The organism is Catenulispora sp. GAS73, assembly GCF_041262085.1.
Lineage (GTDB): Bacteria > Actinomycetota > Actinomycetes > Streptomycetales > Catenulisporaceae > Catenulispora.
Genome location: NZ_JBGCCM010000048.1, coordinates 62,125 through 82,406 on the forward strand (window position 1 = coordinate 62,125; position 20,282 = coordinate 82,406).

12 protein-coding genes are annotated in these 20,282 nt (G+C 70.0%); 8 read left to right on the top strand and 4 right to left on the bottom strand.

All coding sequences use genetic code 11. The annotated features are described in order from the left end of the window. Nucleotides 1–10: 10 nt before the first annotated feature. The 3 genes from ABH935_RS45025 to ABH935_RS45035 are packed head-to-tail and all read right to left on the bottom strand — an operon-like array spanning nucleotide 11 to nucleotide 7,706. On the bottom strand, nucleotides 11–2,257 hold the full coding sequence (locus ABH935_RS45025; RefSeq protein ID WP_370384144.1) for an ROK family protein: 2,247 nt from the start codon (nucleotides 2,255–2,257) through the stop codon (nucleotides 11–13). Beyond that, nucleotides 2,250–5,384: an alpha-mannosidase gene (locus ABH935_RS45030; RefSeq protein ID WP_370384145.1), complete on the bottom strand. Its 3,135-nt coding sequence runs from the start codon at nucleotides 5,382–5,384 to the stop codon at nucleotides 2,250–2,252. Before ABH935_RS45030 ends, ABH935_RS45025 begins: the two co-directional genes overlap by 8 nt. A gap of 54 nt (nucleotides 5,385–5,438) precedes the next feature. Beyond that, nucleotides 5,439–7,706, bottom strand: a complete 2,268-nt coding sequence (locus ABH935_RS45035; protein ID WP_370384146.1) for a glycoside hydrolase family 42 — start codon at nucleotides 7,704–7,706, stop codon at nucleotides 5,439–5,441. 339 nt (nucleotides 7,707–8,045) lie between these two features. On the opposite strand from ABH935_RS45035, the gene ABH935_RS45040 reads away from it, so the two are divergent. The 6 genes from ABH935_RS45040 to ABH935_RS45065 all read left to right on the top strand — a co-directional run bounded on the left by ABH935_RS45040 (nucleotide 8,046) and on the right by ABH935_RS45065 (nucleotide 14,045). Continuing rightward, nucleotides 8,046–9,419: an ABC transporter substrate-binding protein gene (locus tag ABH935_RS45040; protein ID WP_370384147.1), complete on the top strand. Its 1,374-nt coding sequence runs from the start codon at nucleotides 8,046–8,048 to the stop codon at nucleotides 9,417–9,419. 3 nt (nucleotides 9,420–9,422) lie between these two features. Further along, on the top strand, nucleotides 9,423–10,322 hold the full coding sequence (locus ABH935_RS45045) for a carbohydrate ABC transporter permease (RefSeq protein ID WP_370384148.1): 900 nt from the start codon (nucleotides 9,423–9,425) through the stop codon (nucleotides 10,320–10,322). Then, nucleotides 10,319–11,212 (top strand): carbohydrate ABC transporter permease, encoded by an 894-nt coding sequence (locus ABH935_RS45050; protein WP_370384149.1) that lies wholly within the window; start codon nucleotides 10,319–10,321, stop codon nucleotides 11,210–11,212. Before ABH935_RS45045 ends, ABH935_RS45050 begins: the two co-directional genes overlap by 4 nt. After that, entirely contained in the window at nucleotides 11,209–11,856 is a 648-nt protein-coding gene (locus tag ABH935_RS45055) for a ThuA domain-containing protein (RefSeq protein WP_370384150.1), read from the top strand. The genes ABH935_RS45050 and ABH935_RS45055 overlap by 4 nt, the downstream gene beginning before the upstream one ends. After that, complete coding sequence (locus tag ABH935_RS45060; RefSeq protein WP_370384151.1) at nucleotides 11,841–12,950, top strand: Gfo/Idh/MocA family protein; 1,110 nt, start codon at nucleotides 11,841–11,843, stop codon at nucleotides 12,948–12,950. Before ABH935_RS45055 ends, ABH935_RS45060 begins: the two co-directional genes overlap by 16 nt. A gap of 108 nt (nucleotides 12,951–13,058) precedes the next feature. Continuing rightward, entirely contained in the window at nucleotides 13,059–14,045 is a 987-nt protein-coding gene (locus ABH935_RS45065) for a hydroxyacid dehydrogenase (protein ID WP_370384157.1), read from the top strand. Nucleotides 14,046–14,048: 3 nt separating this feature from the next. Here ABH935_RS45065 and ABH935_RS45070 read toward each other — a convergent pair whose 3' ends face one another. Further along, nucleotides 14,049–15,059 carry a zinc-binding dehydrogenase gene (locus ABH935_RS45070; protein ID WP_370384152.1) on the bottom strand — a complete coding sequence of 337 codons (1,011 nt, stop codon included), beginning with the start codon at nucleotides 15,057–15,059 and terminating at the stop codon, nucleotides 14,049–14,051. 113 nt (nucleotides 15,060–15,172) lie between these two features. Between ABH935_RS45070 and ABH935_RS45075 the strand changes: the two genes are divergently transcribed. Both ABH935_RS45075 and ABH935_RS45080 read left to right on the top strand, forming a co-directional pair. Beyond that, nucleotides 15,173–16,054, top strand: coding sequence for a LysR family transcriptional regulator (locus tag ABH935_RS45075; protein ID WP_370384153.1), 882 nt, complete (start codon nucleotides 15,173–15,175; stop codon nucleotides 16,052–16,054). Nucleotides 16,055–16,449: 395 nt separating this feature from the next. Continuing rightward, the gene (locus tag ABH935_RS45080) at nucleotides 16,450–20,088 is read left to right on the top strand and encodes a choice-of-anchor D domain-containing protein (protein WP_370384154.1); all 3,639 of its coding nucleotides are present in this window, start codon (nucleotides 16,450–16,452) and stop codon (nucleotides 20,086–20,088) included. The last annotated feature ends 194 nt before the right edge of the window (nucleotides 20,089–20,282 follow it).

The following is a 20,282-nucleotide window of genomic DNA, read 5'->3' on the forward strand; positions in this document are numbered from 1 at the left end:
GCGGTGGTCCTCAGGGCGTGCGGCGCAGCCGCGGCGTGAAGGTGGAGTGGAAGATGGTCGATGCGGCGCCGACCGCGACCGCCTCGCTGCTGTTCACCGAGCGCTCGACCCGGATCCGGCGCAGCCGCCGGGCGGTGGGGTAGGCGTTCACGGCGTGCTCGATCTCGGTGAGCCAGACGTCGGCCACCTCGCCGGTGAAGAACGGGCCGCCGACCACCACGAGACCGACGTCCAGCAGGTCGATCACCGACAGCACACCGCGGCTGACGGCCTTCGCCGCCTCCTGCACGGTCAGCTTCGCACGCTGGCGGCCGATCTGGCGCGAGGCCTGGTCCGACGGGGCGTAGCTGCCCGGGTTGCACTCGGGCAGGATCTCCGGCCGTCCGGACTCGTCGAACCGGCCGAGCGTGACCGCGCACAGCTGGCCGAACTCGCCGGCGTTCGCGGTCAGGCCGCGGTAGAGGTCGCCGTTGAGGAACAACCCGGTGCCGACGCCGGTCCCCAGGTACAGGTAGACGAAGTCGCAGGCGCGGCTGTCGCGGCCGATCCAGCGCTCGCCGACGGCCGCCGCCGAGCAGTCCTTCTCGATCACGATCCGGCAGGAGAAACGGCGCTCCAGCAAGGTGCGCAGCGGCACGTCGCGCAGCACCGACATCAGCGGCGGGTCGAGCACCGTGCCGGACACGGTGTCCACCGGGCCCGGCGTGGCCACCCCGATGCCGAGGAAGCCCTCCTCCCAGCGGCCGTGCCCGGCCTGGTCGAGCACGGTCTCGCCGAGATCGGCGATCTGGTTCACGACCGCGCCGGGGCGCGGGTCGGAGGTGATCGGCTCGGCACGCCGGGCCACCACCCGGCCCGAGAGGTCGACCAGCACGGCGGTCAGCACGTGCGGGTCGATGTGGATGCCGAGCGCGTGCGCGGCGCCGTCGCGCAGGCGGACCGGGCTGCTCGGCTTGCCGACGGCGGAGTGGCGCTGCCGTTCCTCGACGAGCAGGCCCCGCTGGATCAGCGAGCGGGCGATGCGGGACACGGACTGCTGAGTGAGCCGCGTGCGGTCGGCGATCTCGCCGCGGGTGATCCGGCCGGCCAGCCGGACCGTCTCGATCACCACGCATTCGTTGAACGAGCCGAGGTCGATCTGGTTGGCCCCGCCGCCGGTCGCCGGGCCGGAGTGGCCCGACGCGGACAGCGGGAGCGTCGGCGGCGCGGCCGACGGCGCCGGGAGCGGTTCGCGGATCCAGCGGACCCGGGCCGGCTCCGCGCTGTCGACATAGCGCGACAGGACCGAGGCCACGTCGAGCAGCACCCGCGTGGAGGACTCCGGATGCCGGGCCGCGTCCAGGGCCAGCACGGCCCGGGTGAACGAGAGCCCGGTGGTCCGCTCCGGCGGCTGGTGGACCGTGATGCCCAGATGGGAGCAGCGCTCGGCGATCTGGATCTGTAACGGCCGCACGGTGTTCGGCACGGCACGCAGCACGACCGCGTGCAGCTCCGGCAGCGGATGCGTGCGGCGCACCGCGTCCAGGAAGGTGCCGACGCGGTCGGCGTCCGGAACCGATCCGGCCGGTCCGCCGGACCCTCCTGGTAACCCTGGTCCCGTTGGTCCGCCGGGTCCGCCCGGCCCGCCTGCTCCGGACCGCGCCGCTTCGGCCTCGGCAGCGGCTGTCGCCTCGGCCAGCGCGTTCCCGACCGCCGCCAACGCATAGGAATCGACGGCCGGCTCGGACGACGCCGGTGGGACCGAGGCGATCGAACGGCCGGCCAGCACCAGCACCGTGCATCCGGCGTCGAGGTGCAGGCCGACCGGCCACAGGTCGCTCGGTTCCAGCGCGGGCGTCACCGGGATCCGCGGGACGGTCAGCCGGCTGCCGCTCAGATTCCAGCGGTGCCGGGTCTCGGCGACCACCGTGTGCGAGCAGCCCAGACGCCGGGCCACCATCCGCGAGGTGCGGGCGTCCGGGGTGGAGGTGAGGATGCTGGCCACGATCTCACCCTCGTCGACCGCCGAGGGGCGGCCGGTGCGGGCCCGGTCCACCAGGCCCTCGATGCCCTCGACGGCGTACCGCTTGCGCCAGGTGCTCACCGTCTGCCGGGAGACGCCGAGCCGCCGGGCGATGTCGGCGTTGCGCAGGCCCTCGGCCGCCAGCAGCACGATCGAAGCGCGCAACGCCTGCTGGCCGTCGCCGTCGGCCCACCGGCGCAGCACCGAGTGCCCGTCGGCACCCGGCGCCGCGCCGGCAGAGGGCTCCTCACCCATTCGACGAACCGGGGGTCAGGCGCAGCGTGAGGATCTGGAAGGGACGCAGGGTCAGGCCGAGCCCGCCGTCCTCGACGGTCGCCGGGTCGGTCGGCCGCTCCAGCAGGTCGGTGACCGAGGCGGCGGCCACCGGGAACCCGGCGGCCAGCCGCGCCGCGGCCCGGCCGCCCCGGGACTCGTAGAGGCGGACCACCACGTCCCCGGAGTGGTCGTCGGCGAGCTTGACGGCTTCCACGACCACGTCGGGGTTGTCGACGGTGACCAGCGGGCGCGCGCTGTCGCCGGCCGCCGGAACCGCGCGCAACGGCAGGTTGAGAGCGTGCGCCTCGGCCAGCGCCGCGCGCGTGTCGGCGCCGGGCACGACGGCGTAGGAGAACCGGTGCTGCCCGAGATCGGCCTGCGGATCCGGGGAGTTCGGCGCACGTAGCAGGGTCAGCCGCACTGTCGTGGTGCTTCCCCCTTCCGGCCGGGTCAGACGCGAAGCATCGTAACCGTAGGTCGAGTCGGTGATCAGCGCCGTGCCCCAACCGTGTTCTCCGACGTGGATCCAGCGGTGCGCGTACACCTCGAACCGCGCCGCGTCCCACGAGGTGTTCTCGTGCGTCGGCCGGCTGACGTGGCCGAACTGGATCTCGGCGTCGGTGTGCTCGGCGTGCACGTCCAGCTCCCACGCGGCCTTCAGCACCGCGTCGCGCTCGCGCCAGTCGATGTCGGTGACGACGTCGAGGCGGTGCGAACCGGCGGCCAGGCGCAGGTCCTGCGTGATCCGCGACGCGCCGAACGACCGCTCGACGCGCAGGGTCGCCACCAGCGGGCCCTCGTCGACCAGCGTCACCGTGGCCGCGGCGCCGTGCTCGGCGGTGAGATCGGTCCGGACGTTGCGGTAGTGCCGCTCCAGGTTCCACGCCGGCCACAGGTTCGGCTGGTCGCGGTGCAGCTGGAGCAGGTTGCCGGCGCCGCCGGGGGCGATGGCGTCGCGGCCGAGGGCGAGGTCGCGGACCGAGCGGAGCAGGCCGTCGGAGTCGACGCGCACCTCGATGATCCCGTTGGCCAGCACGAAACCGCCGTCGGAGGAGGTCACCACGACCGGCTCGCCGACTTCGGGCAGCAGAGCGCCGAGGCCGAGCGCCGGAACCTCGGCCAATGCTGCGACCCGGCCGTCATCGAGGACCTGCGACGGCACTTCGGCCGCCGGTTCGGACGCCAGCAAGACCACCTCGCGCCGGTCGTGGGCGGCCGCGTTCAACACAGCAGTCGTCTCAGTGCCACCGGCCAGCGCCTCGGCGGCCTTCGCGATCACCGCTTCCAGCCGGGCGTGGATCTTCCCGTACACCGCCTCGGCCTCGCGGTGCACCCAGGCGATCGAGGTGCCGGGCAGAATGTCATGGAACTGATGCAGCAGCACCTGCTGCCACAGATCGTCCAGCTCCTCGTGCGGATAAGTCGCCCCGGCCCGCACCGCGGCCGTCGCCGACCACAGCTCCGCCTCCCGCAGCAGCGCCTCCGAGCGCCGGTTGCCGCGCTTGGTGCGCGCCTGGCTGGTGTACACGCCGCGGTGGTACTCCAGGTACAGCTCGCCGCGCCAGACCGGCAGGTTCTGGTATTCCGCGCGGGCCTCCTGGAAGAACTCCGAGGGGTTCTGCACCTCGACGCGCGGCGAGCCTTCCAGATCGCGCAGCCGGCGGGCGCGCTCCAGCATCTCGCGGGTGGGGCCGCCGCCGCCGTCGCCGTGGCCGAACGGGGCCAGCGACACCGTGGCGCCGCCCTTGTCGCGGAAGTTGGACTCCGCGTGCGCCAGCTGCTTGCCGGTGAACTCGGCGTTGTAGCTGTCGATCGGCGGGAAGTGGGTCAGGATCCTGGTTCCGTCGATGCCCTCCCACGCGAAGGTGTGGTGCGGCAGCTCGTTGGTCTCGCTCCAGTGCAGCTTCTGCGACAGGAACCACTCCGCGCCGGCCAGCCGGGCCAGCTGAGGGTAGGCGGCGGTGTAGCCGAAGGAGTCCGGCAGCCAGACGCCGTCCTGCTCGATGCCGAACTCCTCGGCGAAGAACCGGCGTCCGTACACCAGCTGCCGGGCCAGCGCCTCGCCGCCGGGCATGTTGCCGTCGGCCTCCACCCACATGCCGCCGACCGGCACGAAGATGCCCTCGCCGACCGCCTTGCGCATGCGCTCGAACAGCTCGGGACGGGAGTTCTTGACCCACGCGTACTGCTGCGCCGAGGAGCAGGCGAAGATCAGCTCGGGGTACTCCTCGGCGAGCGACAGCACGTTGCTGAAGGTGCGGACGCACTTGCGCATCGTCTCGCGCTGCGGCCACAGCCACGCCGAGTCGATGTGCGCGTGGCCGACGCCGCTGATCCGGTGCGCCGAGGCGTGCGCGGGCCGGGACAGCACCTCGGTGAGCTCGGCGCGCGCCGCGCCGGCGGTGCCGGCCACGTCGTCCGGGTCGGTGGCGTCGGCGGCGCGGGCCAGGGCCCGCATGATCTCGTGCCGGCGCGGGCCCTCCAGCGGCAGCTCGCGCATCAGCTGGTCCAGCACCTCCACGTCGTGGATCAGGTGCCAGACCTCGTCGTCGCGCACCGCCAGGTCGGCGGAGACCAGCCGGTACAGCGGGGCGTCGCCGGCGGTGGCGCGGTCGCCGAAGTGGGTGTTGCGGCCGTGCGCGCTCTCGATGCCGGGGTTGGCGGCGGCCTCGACCAGGAACTCCACCGGGGCTCCGGCTTCGGCCCTGGCGCTGACGAGCACGTCGCGGTTCATCGGGTGCAGGCCGTGCACGGCCTGGCCGTCCAGTGTGTGCACCAGGCCCTCGGCCTGGCCGCCGGGCCCGCGGTTCGGATCGAATCCGAGGTCGAACACGGCCTCCACGCGCCGTCCGGCCCACTCGGCCGGGACGGTGCCGGAGAACCGGAACCAGGTGGTGGACCAGGGACCGCCCCACGTTTCGCCGATCTCGAACGGCCGGTAGTCGGCGTCCGGTACGGCGAGAGCCTCGGCCACCGGCACGGGTTCGCCGGGGACGTGCCAGGCGCTGACGGTCAGCGCGGTGCGCTCGGGATGGAGAGCGGGATGGAGAACGTGGCTGAGATACCGCGTGATGCGGTCTTCCACCAGTTTGCGGTCGTCGTGCACGGTGGGGCGGTCCCTTCGAAACGGTGGTGCGGAAGAGCGTCAGGTGCGCCGGCGTCAGCCGGTGGTGGACAGCGTCACGCTGCTGACATACAGCGGCTTGGTCGGGTCCGTGACCGCCAGACGGAGGTCGGCGGAGAGGTTCTGCAGCTCGTTGAACTGCACATTGGTGAGTGTCACGGTCGCGGTCTGCCAGCTCCCGGTGCCGCTCCCGGCCACGGTCGGCCCGCCGAAGTACGGGGCCGTGGTCGAGTCGTACTGCACCTGGAAGCCCTGGCCGGCGACCGACCAGTAGGTGACGTTCGCGGTCACCGTCGAGGCCTTGGCGACCTGGCTGGACGGGTCCAGCTGGAGGTACACGTTGGCCGGTGTGACGCCGCTCTGCGCGGAAGTCCAGGTCTCATAAGCGGTCTGGCCGCCCTGCGTCACCTGGATGAGGTTGCCGTCGGCACCCTGGCCGGTCGCGCCGACGGACATGTAGATCAGGCCGCCGCCGCTCTGTCCGGCCGTGCCGGTGACGGACGTAGCGCCGCTGTTGTTCCCGGGACACGAGGCCGGGACCGGGGTGCCGGCCGGAGCCGCGCCCGGCAGCACCGACCACTGGTCGAGCTGCGCCGACTTCATCGTGACCGGCACGCAGACGCTGCCGTCCGCGAGCAGTTTCTGGGCCGGTGCCTGGCCGGTCAGCGCATCCACCACGTGGTAGGTGCCGCGGACCAGGTTCAGGCCGTCGGGATGCAGCGTGACCGAACCGGTGTAGCCGTAGTTCGAGTTCACCTCGCCGAGCGTGACCATGGAACTGCGGTGGTTCGCCGCGGTGGCGGGCACGACTTGGAGCGCGTGCTGGCTGGTCAGGTCGGCGTAGGCCGGGGCGTAGGAAGCGAGCTGGGATCCGTTGCTCAGTACGGTTCCGCCGGCGTTCTGGTAGGCGGCGATGTTGGCGTCGGAGCCGTTCATCGGCAGCACCGCGCGGTAGTGCGACAGGCTGTCGGCGTGGTTCGCGATCTCCTCGCTGGTGACCACGGAGAACCCGGCCTGGTAGCCGGCCCACAGCGCGCCGATGCTGTTCTCGACGCCGTTCAGGTTGCCGCCGCCGTCGTTGCCGCGGGCCGTCGAGTAGTCGATGTAGACCGCGACCGGCTGGGTCGGGTACGAGCCGGAGATCTTCTGGAGCACCGGCAGCCAGGAGGTGTAGATCGGGTAGCCGATGACGTCCTTGCTGGTGCCGTCGTGGATGAAGAAGTCCTCGCCGCCTCCGGTGGGCAGCGTCATGGGGTACATGGACAGCCAGTTCACGGCCTCGGCCGGGATCTGGTCGTCGGTGCCGAACACGGTCCACTCCTGGGCGACCGGCACGTGGTAGGCGCGGCCCAGGCTGCCGAACAACAGGCTCAGGCCCGCGGAGTTGGCGGCGTCCTCGACGACCGTGGCGTGGTACTTCCGGGCCAGGTTGAAGAAGATGTCCGGCAGGTTGCCCAGCTGCGGGGCGTTGGAGATGTGCCCGCCGAAGTAGTAGAACAGCGGCCCGTTGCTGACCTCGCGGACGGCTGCGGTGAGCCGGTCGTAGGTGTCCTGCACGCTCCACTGGCGGAACGCCTGGTAGACGCCGTCCAGAGCGGCGCCCGGCAGGGCGGCCGGCACCTGGTCGAACGAGGTGTACGTGGTGTTGTACTTCGCGTTGAAGGCGGCGACGGTCTTGTAGGTGGCCGGCAGCCAGCTGCTGTGGAAGTACGCGATGTCCGCCGGAGCCCAGCCGCCCTCGCCGGGGTTGTCCAGCCACTGCGCGTCGAGGTGGCCGTAGTCCATGAACGAGCCGCCGTACGCCGGGTTGTGCGTGATGTGCGCGACGGTGGCGGTGACGTAGGCGAAGTAGTCGTTCTGCTCCGTCTGGTCCCACCAGGCCAGCGCCACGCCGGTGGCGCCGGTGCTGGTCACCTCGTGGTCGGTCTCGAAGGTCGCGGGGCTGCCGCGCCAGCCGGACTGCCAGAAGATCGGGACCAGCTTGACGCCGGCCGCCTTGGCGTTGGCCAGTTCGGTGTCCATTTCGGAGAAGTCGAAGGTGCCGCGCGACGGCTCCAGCTTCGACCACGGCATGTTGAGCTCGGCGCGGTCGATCCCCTTGGCCTTGATGGCCGCGAAGTCCGCCGTCGACCAGGGCGTGCCGTTGTTGTCGAACTGGAACTGCGAGGCCCAGTAATCGGAGACGGGACCGGCGTGCGCTTTCGTTGCGGGGGCGGGGTCGGCCGTCGCGTACTGGGCGACGAACACGCTGGCGGCGAGGCCGCAAATCAGTGGAATCACTCCACGTCGAACCGAGCGCAGCATCAGTTCCCCCTTCAGGGGTGGGCAGATGGCGGGTGGTTTGTTTCCTCCAGGACGTACACCGTCGGCGACGTGAGGAGTATGTAACTCCAAGAGTGTTAGTGCGACAAGGCTTCTCATCGACGGGCCGTACCGAAGCGCTCTGATCTGCACCTATGCCACTTGAAGATCATCGCTTTTACGCTTTTTGATGTCAGAGAAGTCTTTTCACCTCGCCAAGCCTTGACCCCGCCGCCGCTCCGAACTGATACTTCGTGGCACCTCCAGGACTTCGGACACCGCTGTGAAAAGCGGTGTCCTGCCGTCGGCCGTGACCTCCCAACTCTTCTTCGAGGAGCCGTCATGGCCAGATCAACATCTTTGTTTTCGGCGCGGCGCCGCCGCGCCCTCGTGGCGGTCGCCGTCGTGCCGTTGGCCGCGGGCCTGGCCGCCTGTGGCAGCAGTAGCGGCAGTAGCGGTTCCGGTGGGTCGCAGACGCTCACCATCGCGATGTGGACGAACCCGGCTGCCGTCGCACAGACCCAGAAAGTCGACGCGGAGTTCGAGCAGCAGCACCCCGGCGTCAAGATCAAGCTCCAGACCGCGCCGACCGCCGCCAACGCCTGGCCGACGCTGTGGCAGAGCCTTGTCTCCGCCAAGAGCGTGGACGTGCTGGCGCAGTTCCCGCCGACCCCGCATTCCTATCCGCCGGCCTCGACCGGCATCATCCCGCAGGGCACTCCCGCGCTGGTGCAGTCCGGGCAGTTCGTCGACCTGTCGAACCAGCCGTTCATGAAGCGGTTCGACCCGGCCGCGCAGAAGTACGCCATGGGCTACAACAACGGCGTCTACGGCGTGATGACGGCCGAGTACGTGAACAACTCGGGCATGTTCTACAAGAAGGACATCCTCGCCAAGTACGGGCTCTCGGTCCCGACGACCTACGGCGAGTTCATCAGCGACCTGGACACCCTGAAGTCGAAGGGGATCACGCCGCTGTACGTGGCCGGCAAGGACGGCTACCAGAGCATCCCGTGGTTCGGCATCATGAACCAGCTGCTGATGCAGGACAAGCCGACCGCGGACGCGCCGGCGCTGTGGGAGAAGCGCGCTGAGGACTTCTGGAGCGGCGCCCAGAGCTGGAACGACCCGGTCTACGCCGACACCGCCCAGCGCTACGAGAAGATCCTGTCCTACATGGAGCCCAACGCCGCCGGCGTGCCCGCGCAGTCGGCGCCAGGGGTCTGGGCCGCCAAGACCAACGACTTCCCGTTCTTCTTCGACGGCTCCTTCGACGGCAACACCATCGCCCAGGACAACCCGGGCCTGAACTTCGGCTTCATGGCGATGCCCGGCACCGACACCGCGAGCTGGAACCGCGCCGCCCTGGCGCCGGACCTGTCCTGGGTCGTCCCGACCTGGTCCAAGCACCAGACGCTGGCGATGCAGTGGCTCGATCTGTTCACCCAGCCGGACAACTACGCGGCCTGGCTGAAGGCCACCGGATCGATCTCGACCGAGCCGTCGGTGCCGACGCCCACGCTGCCCTGGACCGACTGGCTGGCCGCGCACGCCTCGGAGGGCTATCCGAACGTCCAGCAGCCCTGGACCTCCACCAAGTTCCCGAAGGTCGCCGGCGACATCGACCGGACCAAGATGCAGCCGTTCGGATCGCAGACCCCTGCGGACGCGCTCAAGCAGGCCGCTGACGCGTACAAGTCGGCAGCGGGGCACTGACCTGTGAGCACCATCCCCTTCGGTACGAAGCGGACACGGCGGTGGCTGCCCTGGGCCTCCATCGCCGTGCCCACGATCGGCTGGCTGGTCTTCGGGTTGTTCCCGTCGGTGTCGACCGTGTTCTTCTCCTTCACCGAGTATTCCGGCTTCCCGGGCACCCCCCTGCACTTCTGCGGGCTGTGCAACTACAGCAACGCGTTCAACAGCTCCTGGAGTGACTTCTCCGCGTCCGTGACGGTGACGCTGAAATACGTCGCCGGGGTCACGGTCCTGCAGATCGCGATCGGCCTGGGACTCGCGCTGCTGCTGCGCCACCGGCGGCGCGGGTTCGGGTTCTACCGGGCCCTGATCTTCATGCCGCAGATCTTCTCGGTGACCATCGTCGGTGTGCTGTTCTCGCTGGTGTTCGACCCGCAGAACGGGCCCGCCGAGCCGATCCTGCACGGGGCGTTCGGCATCAACACCGCGTTCCTCGGCGACAAGAACTGGGCGCTGTCGCTGGTCGTCCTGATCAACGTCTGGATGTTCAGCGGCTACACCATGCTGGTCTACATCGCCGCGCTGCGCCGGATCCCGCCGGAGCTGTACGAGGCCGCCTCGCTGGACGGCGCCGGCCGGTTCCGGACCTTCCGGCACATCACCTGGCCGCTGCTGGCGAACGCCACCACGGTGAACGTCTTCCTGACCGCCATGGGCTGCGTCGGCGAGTACGCCCTCATCAGGGTGCTGACGGACGGCAACTACGGCACCAAGACGCTGGGCATGTACATGTTCGACACGGCGTTCGGGGTGAACCCGTCGCTGGGCTACGGCTCCATGCTGGCCGTGGCGCAGTTCGTGATCACCCTGGTGATCGGCAGCGCGCTGCTGGTCTTCCTGCGCCGCCGGGAGGTGACGCTGTGAGCGTCATCGACAACCACGCCGCCGACAGCCGTGCGCGGCGGGCCGTCCGCACCAGCGGGCTGCAACTGGCCTGCCTGGTCATCTCAGTGGGCTTCTTCGCGCTCCCGCTGGTCTACCTGGCGCTGCAGGCGTTCAAGACGAACAACGAGTTCCTGAACAACCCGACCGGCCTGCCGCACCCGTGGACGGTGTCCAACTTCAGCGACGCCTGGAACGAGGGCGATTTCTCCAACGAGATGGTCAACAGCCTGCTGTACGCCATCATCCCGGACGTCGTCACCCTGGTCCTCGGCGTGTTCCTCGCGTTCCCGATCTCCCGCGGCTGGTTCAAGCACTCCAACGCGCTCTACGGGTTCTTCGTGTTCTCCGGGTTCCTGCCCGCCGGACTGATCCCGCTGTTCATCGAGGCGCAGAAGATCGGCACGTACAACAGCCGGATCGGCTACCTGATCATGACCTCGCTGACCGGTGCCGGGTTCTTCTTCTTCGTCGGCTACATCAAGACCATCCCACGCGAGATGGACGAGGCCGCGGCCCTGGACGGCTGCGGGTACATCCGCTACATCTTCACCATGATCATCCCGCAGATGAAGCCGGCGCTGGCCACCTTCGGCATCTTCGGCTTCGTCGCGGGCTGGAACAACCTGATCCTGCCCCTGGTCATGCTCAACGACCAGAGCCTGTGGCCGGTCACCCGCGGCCTGTTCTCGTTCTTCGGCCAGTATTCCTCGCAGTGGCCGCTGGTCGCGGCCGCGACGATCATCGTGGCGCTGCCGATCCTGGTGGTGTTCGCGATCCTGCAGCGGAACCTGGTCGAGGGCGTGGCCGGCGGCGCGGCGGCCGGCAGCGGCGGAGTGGCAGTGCGACAGAATCCGGAGAATACCCAATGACCAAGCACGCTTTGGTGGTTCGAGGCGGATGGGACGGCCACGTCCCGGTCCCCGCGAGCGACAAATATGCGGCCGCTCTCAAGGACGACGGCTACGACGTGACGGTCTCCGATACCCTGGACAGTTACCTCGACGACGGCCTGCTTTCGGCTACCGACCTGATCGTGCAGTGCTGGACCATGGGTCAGATCACCGGAGATCAGATCAGTGGGCTGCTACAGGCGGTGCGCGCCGGAACGGGTCTCGCTGGCTGGCACGGCGGAATCATCGACGCGTTCCGCAGCGAGACCCGCTACCAGCTCCTGACCGGTGGGCAGTTTGTCCACCACCCGCGTGAGTTCACCACGTACGAGGTGCGGACAGTCGCGGATCACCCGATAACGGCCGGGATCAAGCCGTTCACGGTGACCACCGAGCAGTACTACCTGCACATGGACCCGCAGGTCGAGGTCCTGGCGGTCACCGACTACGCCGAGGACCCGGACACCCCGGAACTGGCCGGCGCGGTCGTGCCGATCACCTGGACCCGGCAGTGGGGAGCCGGCCGCGTCTTCGTCACGGCGGTCGGACACCGGATGGCCGACCTGGAGGTACCCGAGGTCGATGCGATGATCAGGAGGGGAATGGCATGGGCGACTCGGTGACGGCGCTGCGTGTGGGCGTTGTGGGTGTGGGGAACATCAGCGGGCAGTACTTCCAGGCCGCGCCGCGGCTGCCCAATCTGCGGATCACCGCGATCGCCGACCTGGACGCCGAGCGCGCGGCCAAGGTCGCCGCCGACGTCCCCGGCGCCCGCGCCGCGGAACCGGCCGAGCTGTACGTGGCCGAGGACGTCGATCTCGTCCTGAACCTCACCATCCCGGCCGCCCACGCCGAGGTCGCGCAGGCCGCGATCGCCGGCGGCAAGCACGTCTACGGCGAGAAGCCGCTCGCTGCCACCACTGCCGAGGCGCGCGCGGTCCTGGAAGCGGCCGAACGCGCGGGGGTGCGCGTGGGATGCGCGCCGGACACCGTGCTCGGCACCGGGATCCAGACGGCGCGCGCCGCCCTGGACGCCGGAGACATCGGCGTCCCGGTGGCCGCGACCGCGTTCATGGTCACGCCCGGCCACGAACGCTGGCACCCGGACCCGGAGTTCTACTACCGCCCCGGCGGCGGTCCGCTGCTGGACATGGGGCCGTACTACCTCACGGCCCTGGTGACGTTGCTCGGCCCGGTGAGGCGCGTGGTGGGGATGAGCTCCACTCTGCGGCCGACACGCACCATCGGCAGCGGGCCGCGGGCCGGGACCGAGTTCGCGGTGGAGGTGCGGACACATGTCACCGGCGTGCTGGAGCACGCGAACGGCGCGCTGTCGACGCTGGTGATGAGCTTCGACGTGTGGGCCGGGCAGCTGCCGCGGATCGAGGTGTACGGATCGCAGGGCTCGCTGGAGGTGCCGGATCCCAACGGGTTCGACGGCGAGGTGAGCATCTTCCGCGCCGAGGCCAAGGAGTGGGAGAAGGTGCCGGAGCTCGGCGGGTACCGGAACGCCTCGCGCGGCTACGGCGTCTCGGACCTCGCCCGGGCGCTCGCCGAGGGCGTGCCGCACCGGGCGAACGGCGCGCTGGCGTTCCATGTGCTGGACGTCATGGAATCGCTGCTCGCCGCAGCGGAGAGTGGGGAATCGGTGACCATCGGCAGCACGTGTGAACGGCCTGCGGCAGTTCCGCACCAGGCCCGACCCGAAGCCCAGTAGTCCACAACCGTCACCCTGCTTCGTCGCCTAAAGGCCGGCGAAGCAGGGTGACGGGCCATATTCCCTGGAGCCACCACTTTGAGCGCCCGACCCACCGCACTGTTCGCGATGAACCTCGACAACCTGCCCCGGCTGTTCCCGCCGAGGGTGCTGGACCGGCTGCGCGAGCTGGTCGACATCGACGCCTGCCTGGTCGTCTCCGACTTCAGGCACCCCGAGGCGGCGCGGGCGCTCGCCGGAACCGATCTGTTGATCACGAGCTGGGGCTCTCCACCGATCGATCAGAGCGTCCTGGAGGCAGCGCCTCGGCTTCGGGCCATTCTGCACGCGGCCGGAACCGTGCGCGGCTACGTGACCGACGCGGTCTGGGAGCGCGGCCTGCTGGTGTCGTCGATGGCGCAGGCCAACGCCATCCCCGTGGCTGAGTACACGCTGGCCGCGATCCTGCTGGCCGGCAAGAACGCCTTCATGCTGCGCGAAACGTTCACCAGCAGCCGCGGCGCCCCCGACCCGGACCGCGAACGGCGCCGGGACACCCTCGGCAACCACCACCGCCGCGTCGGCGTCATCGGCGCCTCACGCGTGGGCCGCCGACTGCTGGAGCTGCTGCGACCACTGGACTTCGACGTCTACCTGAGCGACCCGTACATCGGGCCGAGCGAAGCCACTGACCTCGGCGCCGTCCTGCTGTCCCTGGACGACCTGCTGCGCAGCAGCGACATCGTCACCCTGCACGCGCCGGACCTCCCGCAGACCCGCGGCATGCTGGACCGCCGCCGCCTGGCCCTGATCCCCGACGGCGCCACGCTGATCAACACCTCGCGCGGCGCCCTCATCGAGTCCGACGCCCTGACCGACGAGCTGGTCTCCGGCCGCCTCAGCGCGGTGCTCGACGTCACCGACCCCGAGCCCCTGCCGGAGGACTCTCCGCTGTACCGACTGCCGAACGTCTTCCTCACCCCGCACATCGCCGGCTCGCTCGGGAACGAGCTGTCGCGGATCGGCGACGCGGTGGTCGCGGAGGTCGAGCGGCTGGTCGGCGGCCAGCCGTTGCAGCATCAGGTGACGCGGTCGGATCTGGGGCGGGTGGCGTGAATATCAGTCCTCGTCCTCCAACGTGACCACCATCTTCCCGACGTTCCCGCCGCCGAGCATCGAGATGAAAGCCTCGACCGTCCGCCCGAACCCGTGCACGACGGTCTCGTCGACCGGCACCGCGCCGGAGACGATGTGCGGGATGAGGAAGTCCTCGAACTCCTCGCGGGCGTCGAGGTGGTCGCGGACGAGGAAGCCTTCCAGGCGCAGCGCGTTGCCCACGATGTCGTAGAGGTTGGCCGGTGCGGCGGGCGGGTTCTCCAGGTCGTCGTACTGCGAGACGGCGCCGCACCAGGCAATGCGGCCGTGGTGTCGCAGGACGCTGATCGCGGCCTCCAGGTGTGTGCCGCCGACGTTGTCGAAGTACACGTCGATGCCGTCCGGCGCGGCGGCGCCGAGCTGGTCGACCAGCGGCGTCGCCGCGCGGTAGTCGATCGCGGCGTCGAAGCCGACGTGCTCGACCAGGTGCTTCGCCTTCGCCGGGGAGCCGGTGCTGCCGATCAGGCGCCCGGCACCCATCACGCGGGCGATGCGCGCGGCCGCCGTGCCGACTCCGCCGCCGGCCGCCGAGATGAACAGGTCCTCGCCCGGCTGGAGCTTCGCGATCCGCTTCAGGCCGACATAGGCGGTCAGGCCGGTGCCGCCGAGGATGCCAAGGAACGCGGTGAGCGGGACGCCGTCGGTGACCGGCGGGACCCGCAGGTCGGCCTTGGTGACCACGGCGTGCGTGGCCCAGCTGTGCCGGTGGAAGACGACGGTGCCCTCCGTGATCTCAGGGTCCTTCGACGCCAGGACCCGCCCCAGCGCCCGGCCCTCCAGCCCGAAGCCCTTCTCCCAGCCGCCCCAGTGCATCGCCTCGCGCATGTACGGGTCCACGGACAGGGCCAGGTTCTGCACCAGGATCCCGTCCGGCGGGAGTTCGGGGATCGGGCCGGAGACGAACTCGAAGTCGGCGGCGGTCGGGCGGCCCTGCGGACGGCGGGCTTGGCGGATGGCTTGGTAGGTCGCGGTCATGGACATGACCGTACGGAGAATCACTGCTCGCAAGCAGATCCCCGCGCTTGTGGATAACCGTTTTCCATGAGCCGGCTTCATGGTCGGAACCGATTCGGCCTACAGTGATCACCATGACCGACCTCGCCCCCTCGGAGCTGCGCCTCCTGGTCGCCGTGGCGCGCACCGGCAGCTTCACCGCAGCCGCCGAAGCCACCGGGACGACCCAGTCCGCGGTGTCGCACGCGGTGCGCGGCGTCGAGCGGAAGGTCGGCGCCGTGCTCTTCGAACGCGGCCGCACCGGAGCCCGGCCCACGCCGGCGGGGGAGCGCGCGGTGGTGCGGGCCCGACAGGTGCTGCGCCAGCTGGAGCTGCTGGGAGCCGAGGCGCGCGGGGCCGAGGAGGGCACCGTCACCGGGACGCTGCGCGTCGCGGCGTTCCGCAGCGCGGCCGCGGTGCTGCTGCCGCCGGCGCTCAAAGGGCTCGCCGCACGCTACCCGGGCGTCGCGCCGCGCGTGCTGGTCGTGCCCGAACTCGGCGCCGGCACCGTCGGCGAGGTCGAGGAGGGCCGCGCGGACCTGGCGATCGCCACGCTCGACGACGACGCACCGACCCCGCCCGGCATGGTGGTCGGAGAGCTGCTGCGCGAGCCCTACGTGCTGGCCTACCCGTCGGTGCACAAGGAACCGCGCGGCCTGCCGGTGATCGACTGGCCGGAGAACTGCTCCTCGTACACCCGGGACTGGTGGCGCCGCCAGGACTTCCTGCCGAAGGCCACCCTGGAGGTCGCCGACGACGGCGTCGTGCTCTCGATGGTCGCGCAGGGCGTCGGCATGGCGATCCTGCCCCGCCTGACGGTCACCGGCCCCGTCGCTGGCGTCACCGTGACCGGCCTCGGCCCCGACGGCCCGACCCGGCGCATCGTCAGCGTCGCCACCCGTGCCGACGCCAAGGCCGCCCCCCCGCGCGAGCTGGTACGGCTGCTGCGCGGGGCGGCCCGGGAGATGCTGGCATAGCCGGCGTCCTACTTGCTGCCGTTGATACAGGTCCAGGTACGTGATCGCCGATCGACTGCGGAACCCCCAGCGACGGGTCTATGCCGTCCGTCGGATGGTAGTTCGCCAGGTCGGCGCACTTCAGGCCGTCTTAGCGCAGAACGACAAGGCGAACCACCTGTGTCGGGCTCAGTGTTCTGTGATCCGGGCCCCCTATCAGGACCTTGACCTGCGAATCGCGCTGCTCTGACCCGGTATCGCAAATTTTCAAGGAACAGCAAACTCCTTGCAGCACTAGCACCGGGTTATTGCGCGAAGGTGTCGGCGGCGTTACGCTCCCGCTGCGACATCTCCCCACCGGGCCGAACCCCACGGTCCGTACCCCGCACGGTGCCCCATCGAAGGAGCCCTTTGTGATGTCCAGATCCGCACGCGCCGGGATTCCCGGCGCGCGTCCCCACTCACCGCGCCGAACGCTGGCAGCCGCCCTCGGGGCGGTTCTGGCCACGGCCGGCACCATGGTCGCCCTCGCCGCCTCGCCCGCGGCCGCGGCCGGCGCGACCGGTGGTTCCGGGGCTTCCCTGCCCTACGTGGAGGTCGAGGCCGCCAAGGCCACCGCGACCACCGGAACCCTGATAGGTCCCAGCGTCAGCCAGGGACAGCTGGCCGACGAGGCGTCCTACCGCCAGGCCGTCACCCTGGCCGGTAACGGTTCCGGCCAGAGCATCACCTTCACCACCCCGGTCGCGACCAATTCGATCGACATCCGCTACAGCATCCCGGACAGCTCGGACGGGTCGGTCTACACCGCGCCGCTGTCCCTGTACGTCAACGGGAACAAGCAGCAGAACCTGACGCTGACCAACGCCTACAGCTGGTACTACGGCGGCTACCCGGGCACCAACACCCCGGGCAGCACCCCGCACCACTTCTACGACGAGGTGCACCAGCTCTTCACCACCACCTACCAGGCCGGCACGACGTTCAAGCTGCAGGTCGACTCCGGGGACAGCGCCTCCTCCTACACGATCAACCTCGCCGACTTCGAGAATGTGGGCCCGGCGCTGACCCAGCCGGCCGGCTCGGTGTCGGTGACCAGCGAGGGCGCCGACGCCACCGGCGTCAACGACTCGACGGCCGCGTTCAACGCCGCCGTCGCCGCCGCCGGAGCCGGCGGCACCGTGTGGATCCCGCCGGGGACGTTCAACATCCCGCGCCACATCACGGTCAACAACGTGACCGTGGCCGGAGCCGGGATGTGGTACTCGACGGTGACCGGCGCGGCGCCCGGCTTCTACGGCCTCGGCGAGCCCGACAGCTGCGGCGTCGGGGGCAACAAGGGCTCCAGCAGCAACGTGCACCTGTCCAACTTCGCGATCTTCGGCAACGTCCAGACCCGCAACGACTGCGACCAGGTCAACGGCATCGGCGGCGCGATGAACAACTCGACCGTCAGCAACATCTGGATCGAGCACATGAAGGTCGGCGCCTGGATGGACGGGCCGATGGACAAGGTGACGTTCAGCGGCATGCGCATCCGCGACACCTCAGCGGACGGCATCAACTTCCACGGCGGCGTCACCAACTCCACGGTGACGAACAGCGACCTCCGCAACACCGGTGACGACGGCATCGCGCAGTGGGCGGACACCAGCCTCGGCGCCGACGCCAACGACCTGATCTCCAACAACACGGTCTCCGACCAGATCCTGGCCAACGGCATCGCCATCTACGGCGGCCACGACAACACCGTCACCGGGAACCTGGTGGTGGACTCCGGCATCTCGCAGGGCGGCGGCATCCAAGTCGGACAGCGCTTCACGTCCACCCCCGTCGGCCTGACCACGATCTCCAACAACACCCTGATCCGCGACGGCGACCTGGACCCGAACTGGCAGTTCGGCGTCGGCGCGCTGTGGTTCGACGGCAGCCAGGGCGCGATCACCGGGCCGATCAACGTCAGCAACGCCCTGATCGAGCAGAGCCCCTTCGAAGCGGTCCAGTGGGTCGAGGGCACGGTGAGCGGCGTCTCGCTGAACAACGTGACCATCGCCGGCACCGGCACCTTCGCGATGCAGGAGCAGACCGGCGGCGCCGCGACCTTCCAGAACGTCACCGCCACCGGCGTCGCGCAGGCCAACGCGGGCAACGCCCCCAGCTACAGCTGTGAGGGCAACTCCTTCGCCATCACCGACAACGGAGGCAACTCCGGCGTCAGCCCGACGCAGTGCAACAGCGACAATCCGACGCCGGTCTTCCCGCCCTACCCGGCCAGCAGCGTCACCACCAGCCCCGGCTCGCTGAACTTCGGCTCGGTGGCGACCGGCACGACCAGCGCGGCGCAGACCGTGACGGTGTCGAACCCGACCGGTTCGGCAGCGTCGGTGTCCTCGATCGCAGCCGGCGGCGACTTCGCCCAGACCAACAACTGCGGCTCGTCGATCGCAGCCAACGGCTCCTGCACGGTGAACGTCACCTTCTCGCCGAGCGCCTCCGGCGCCCGCAGCGGCGCGCTGACGGTCAACGCCGGCGGCGTCACCGACACCGTCTCGCTGTCCGGCAACGGCATCGCACCGGGACCGGTACTCAACGCCAACCCGGCCAGCCTAGCCTTCGCCCGCACCGCGGTCGGCGCCTCGGCCGCCCCGCAGACGGTGACCATCACCAACACCGGCACCAGCGCGGCGAGTGTCTCAGGGGTCTCCGTCACCGGCGACTACAAGCAGACCAACAACTGCTCCTCGATCGCCGTCAACGCCACCTGCTCGGTGACGGTCACCTTCAGCCCGACCGCCGGCGGCTCCCGCACCGGCACCCTCACCGTCGCCAGCAACGCCACCAACACCCCGACGACCGTGGCGCTCAGCGGCACCGGCGTCGACGGCACGGTGAACCTGGCCGCCGGCCAGCCGGCCTCGGCCAGCGCCAGCAACGGCTCCTACGTCCCGGCCAACCTGACCGACACCGACCCCTCGACCTACTGGGAGAGCGCGAACGGCGCCTTCCCGCAGTGGGCCCAGGTCGACCTCGGCCAGAACTGGAACGTCGGCAAGGTGGTCCTGCGGCTCCCGCCGTCAACCGCATGGGGCGCCCGCACCCAGACCCTCTCGGTCCTCGGCTCCACGGACGGCACGAACTTCTCCACCCTCGCGGCCTCGAACACCTACACCTTCGACCCGAACGCCAACAACAACACGGTGACCATCCCGTTCACAGCAGCATCGGCCCGCTACGTACGCGTCACCATCACAGCGAACAGCGGCTGGCCGGCCGGACAACTCTCGGACTTCCAGGCCTACCTCGGCACCGGCGGCGGCACCACAGGCCCGTCGATCGCGACCAACACCACAAACCTGTCGTTCGGGAACCAGACGCTCAACACCTCCTCCGGCTCCCAAGCGGTGACGGTGAGCAACTCCGGCACCGGCACCGCAACCATCTCCTCGATCACCACCACCGGCGACTTCGGCCAGACCAGCACCTGCGGCAGCACATTGGCCGCCGGCGCATCCTGCACGGTCAACGTCACCTTCACCCCGACCGCCACCGGCGCCCGCACCGGCACGCTGAGCATCGCCAGCAACGCCCCCGGCAGCCCCGCAACGGTCGCCCTAACCGGCACCGGCGTCTCCACCACCAACGCCAACCTGGCGCTGAACCAACCGACCTCGGCCAGCGGCTCCACACAGAACTACGTGCCAGCCAACACCGTAGACGGCAACACCAGCAGCTACTGGGAGAGCACGGACAACGCGTTCCCGCAGTGGCTCCAGGTCGACCTCGGCGCCTCGAAGAGCATCAGCAAGATCGTGCTCGACCTCCCCCCATCCACCGCCTGGGCCACCCGCACCCAGACCCTGTCGGTCCTCGGCTCCACGGACAACAGCACCTTCTCCACCATCGTCGGCTCAGCGAACTACACGTTCAACCCATCGACGGGGAACACCGTGACCATCACATTCCCCTCGACCAGCCCCCGATACGTGCGCCTGAACTTCACCGCGAACACCGGCTGGCCAGCCGGACAGATCTCGGAGTTCCAGATCTTCCAGTAACGCAGTGATCTGACGCAGTGAGTCTGCGGCGCCGCCTCCGCCAATGCGGGAGCGGCGCCGCTTCACGCGCTGACGGGCCAGCCCCGGCCGACCACGGGTGAGTCGTGTCCGACCGGACCATGCGGGGTGTTGGTTCTGGGTCCCTCGCCGCGTCGGCGGGCTCTGCCAACCTGCCCGGTTTGGCGGTGTCAAGC

Bases quoted from the DNA above. Each gene is read 5' to 3' on its own strand.
- ABH935_RS45025 (WP_370384144.1), bottom strand. From the start codon at position 2,257: ATGGGTGAGGAGCCCTCTGCCGGCGCGGCGCCGGGTGCCGACGGGCAC.
- ABH935_RS45035 (WP_370384146.1), bottom strand. From the start codon at position 7,706: ATGCTGCGCTCGGTTCGACGTGGAGTGATTCCACTGATTTGCGGCCTC.
- ABH935_RS45040 (WP_370384147.1), top strand. From the start codon at position 8,046: ATGGCCAGATCAACATCTTTGTTTTCGGCGCGGCGCCGCCGCGCCCTC.
- ABH935_RS45055 (WP_370384150.1), top strand. From the start codon at position 11,209: ATGACCAAGCACGCTTTGGTGGTTCGAGGCGGATGGGACGGCCACGTC.
- ABH935_RS45060 (WP_370384151.1), top strand. From the start codon at position 11,841: ATGGGCGACTCGGTGACGGCGCTGCGTGTGGGCGTTGTGGGTGTGGGG.
- ABH935_RS45065 (WP_370384157.1), top strand. From the start codon at position 13,059: ATGAACCTCGACAACCTGCCCCGGCTGTTCCCGCCGAGGGTGCTGGAC.
- ABH935_RS45070 (WP_370384152.1), bottom strand. From the start codon at position 15,059: ATGACCGCGACCTACCAAGCCATCCGCCAAGCCCGCCGTCCGCAGGGC.
- ABH935_RS45075 (WP_370384153.1), top strand. From the start codon at position 15,173: ATGACCGACCTCGCCCCCTCGGAGCTGCGCCTCCTGGTCGCCGTGGCG.
- ABH935_RS45080 (WP_370384154.1), top strand. From the start codon at position 16,450: ATGTCCAGATCCGCACGCGCCGGGATTCCCGGCGCGCGTCCCCACTCA.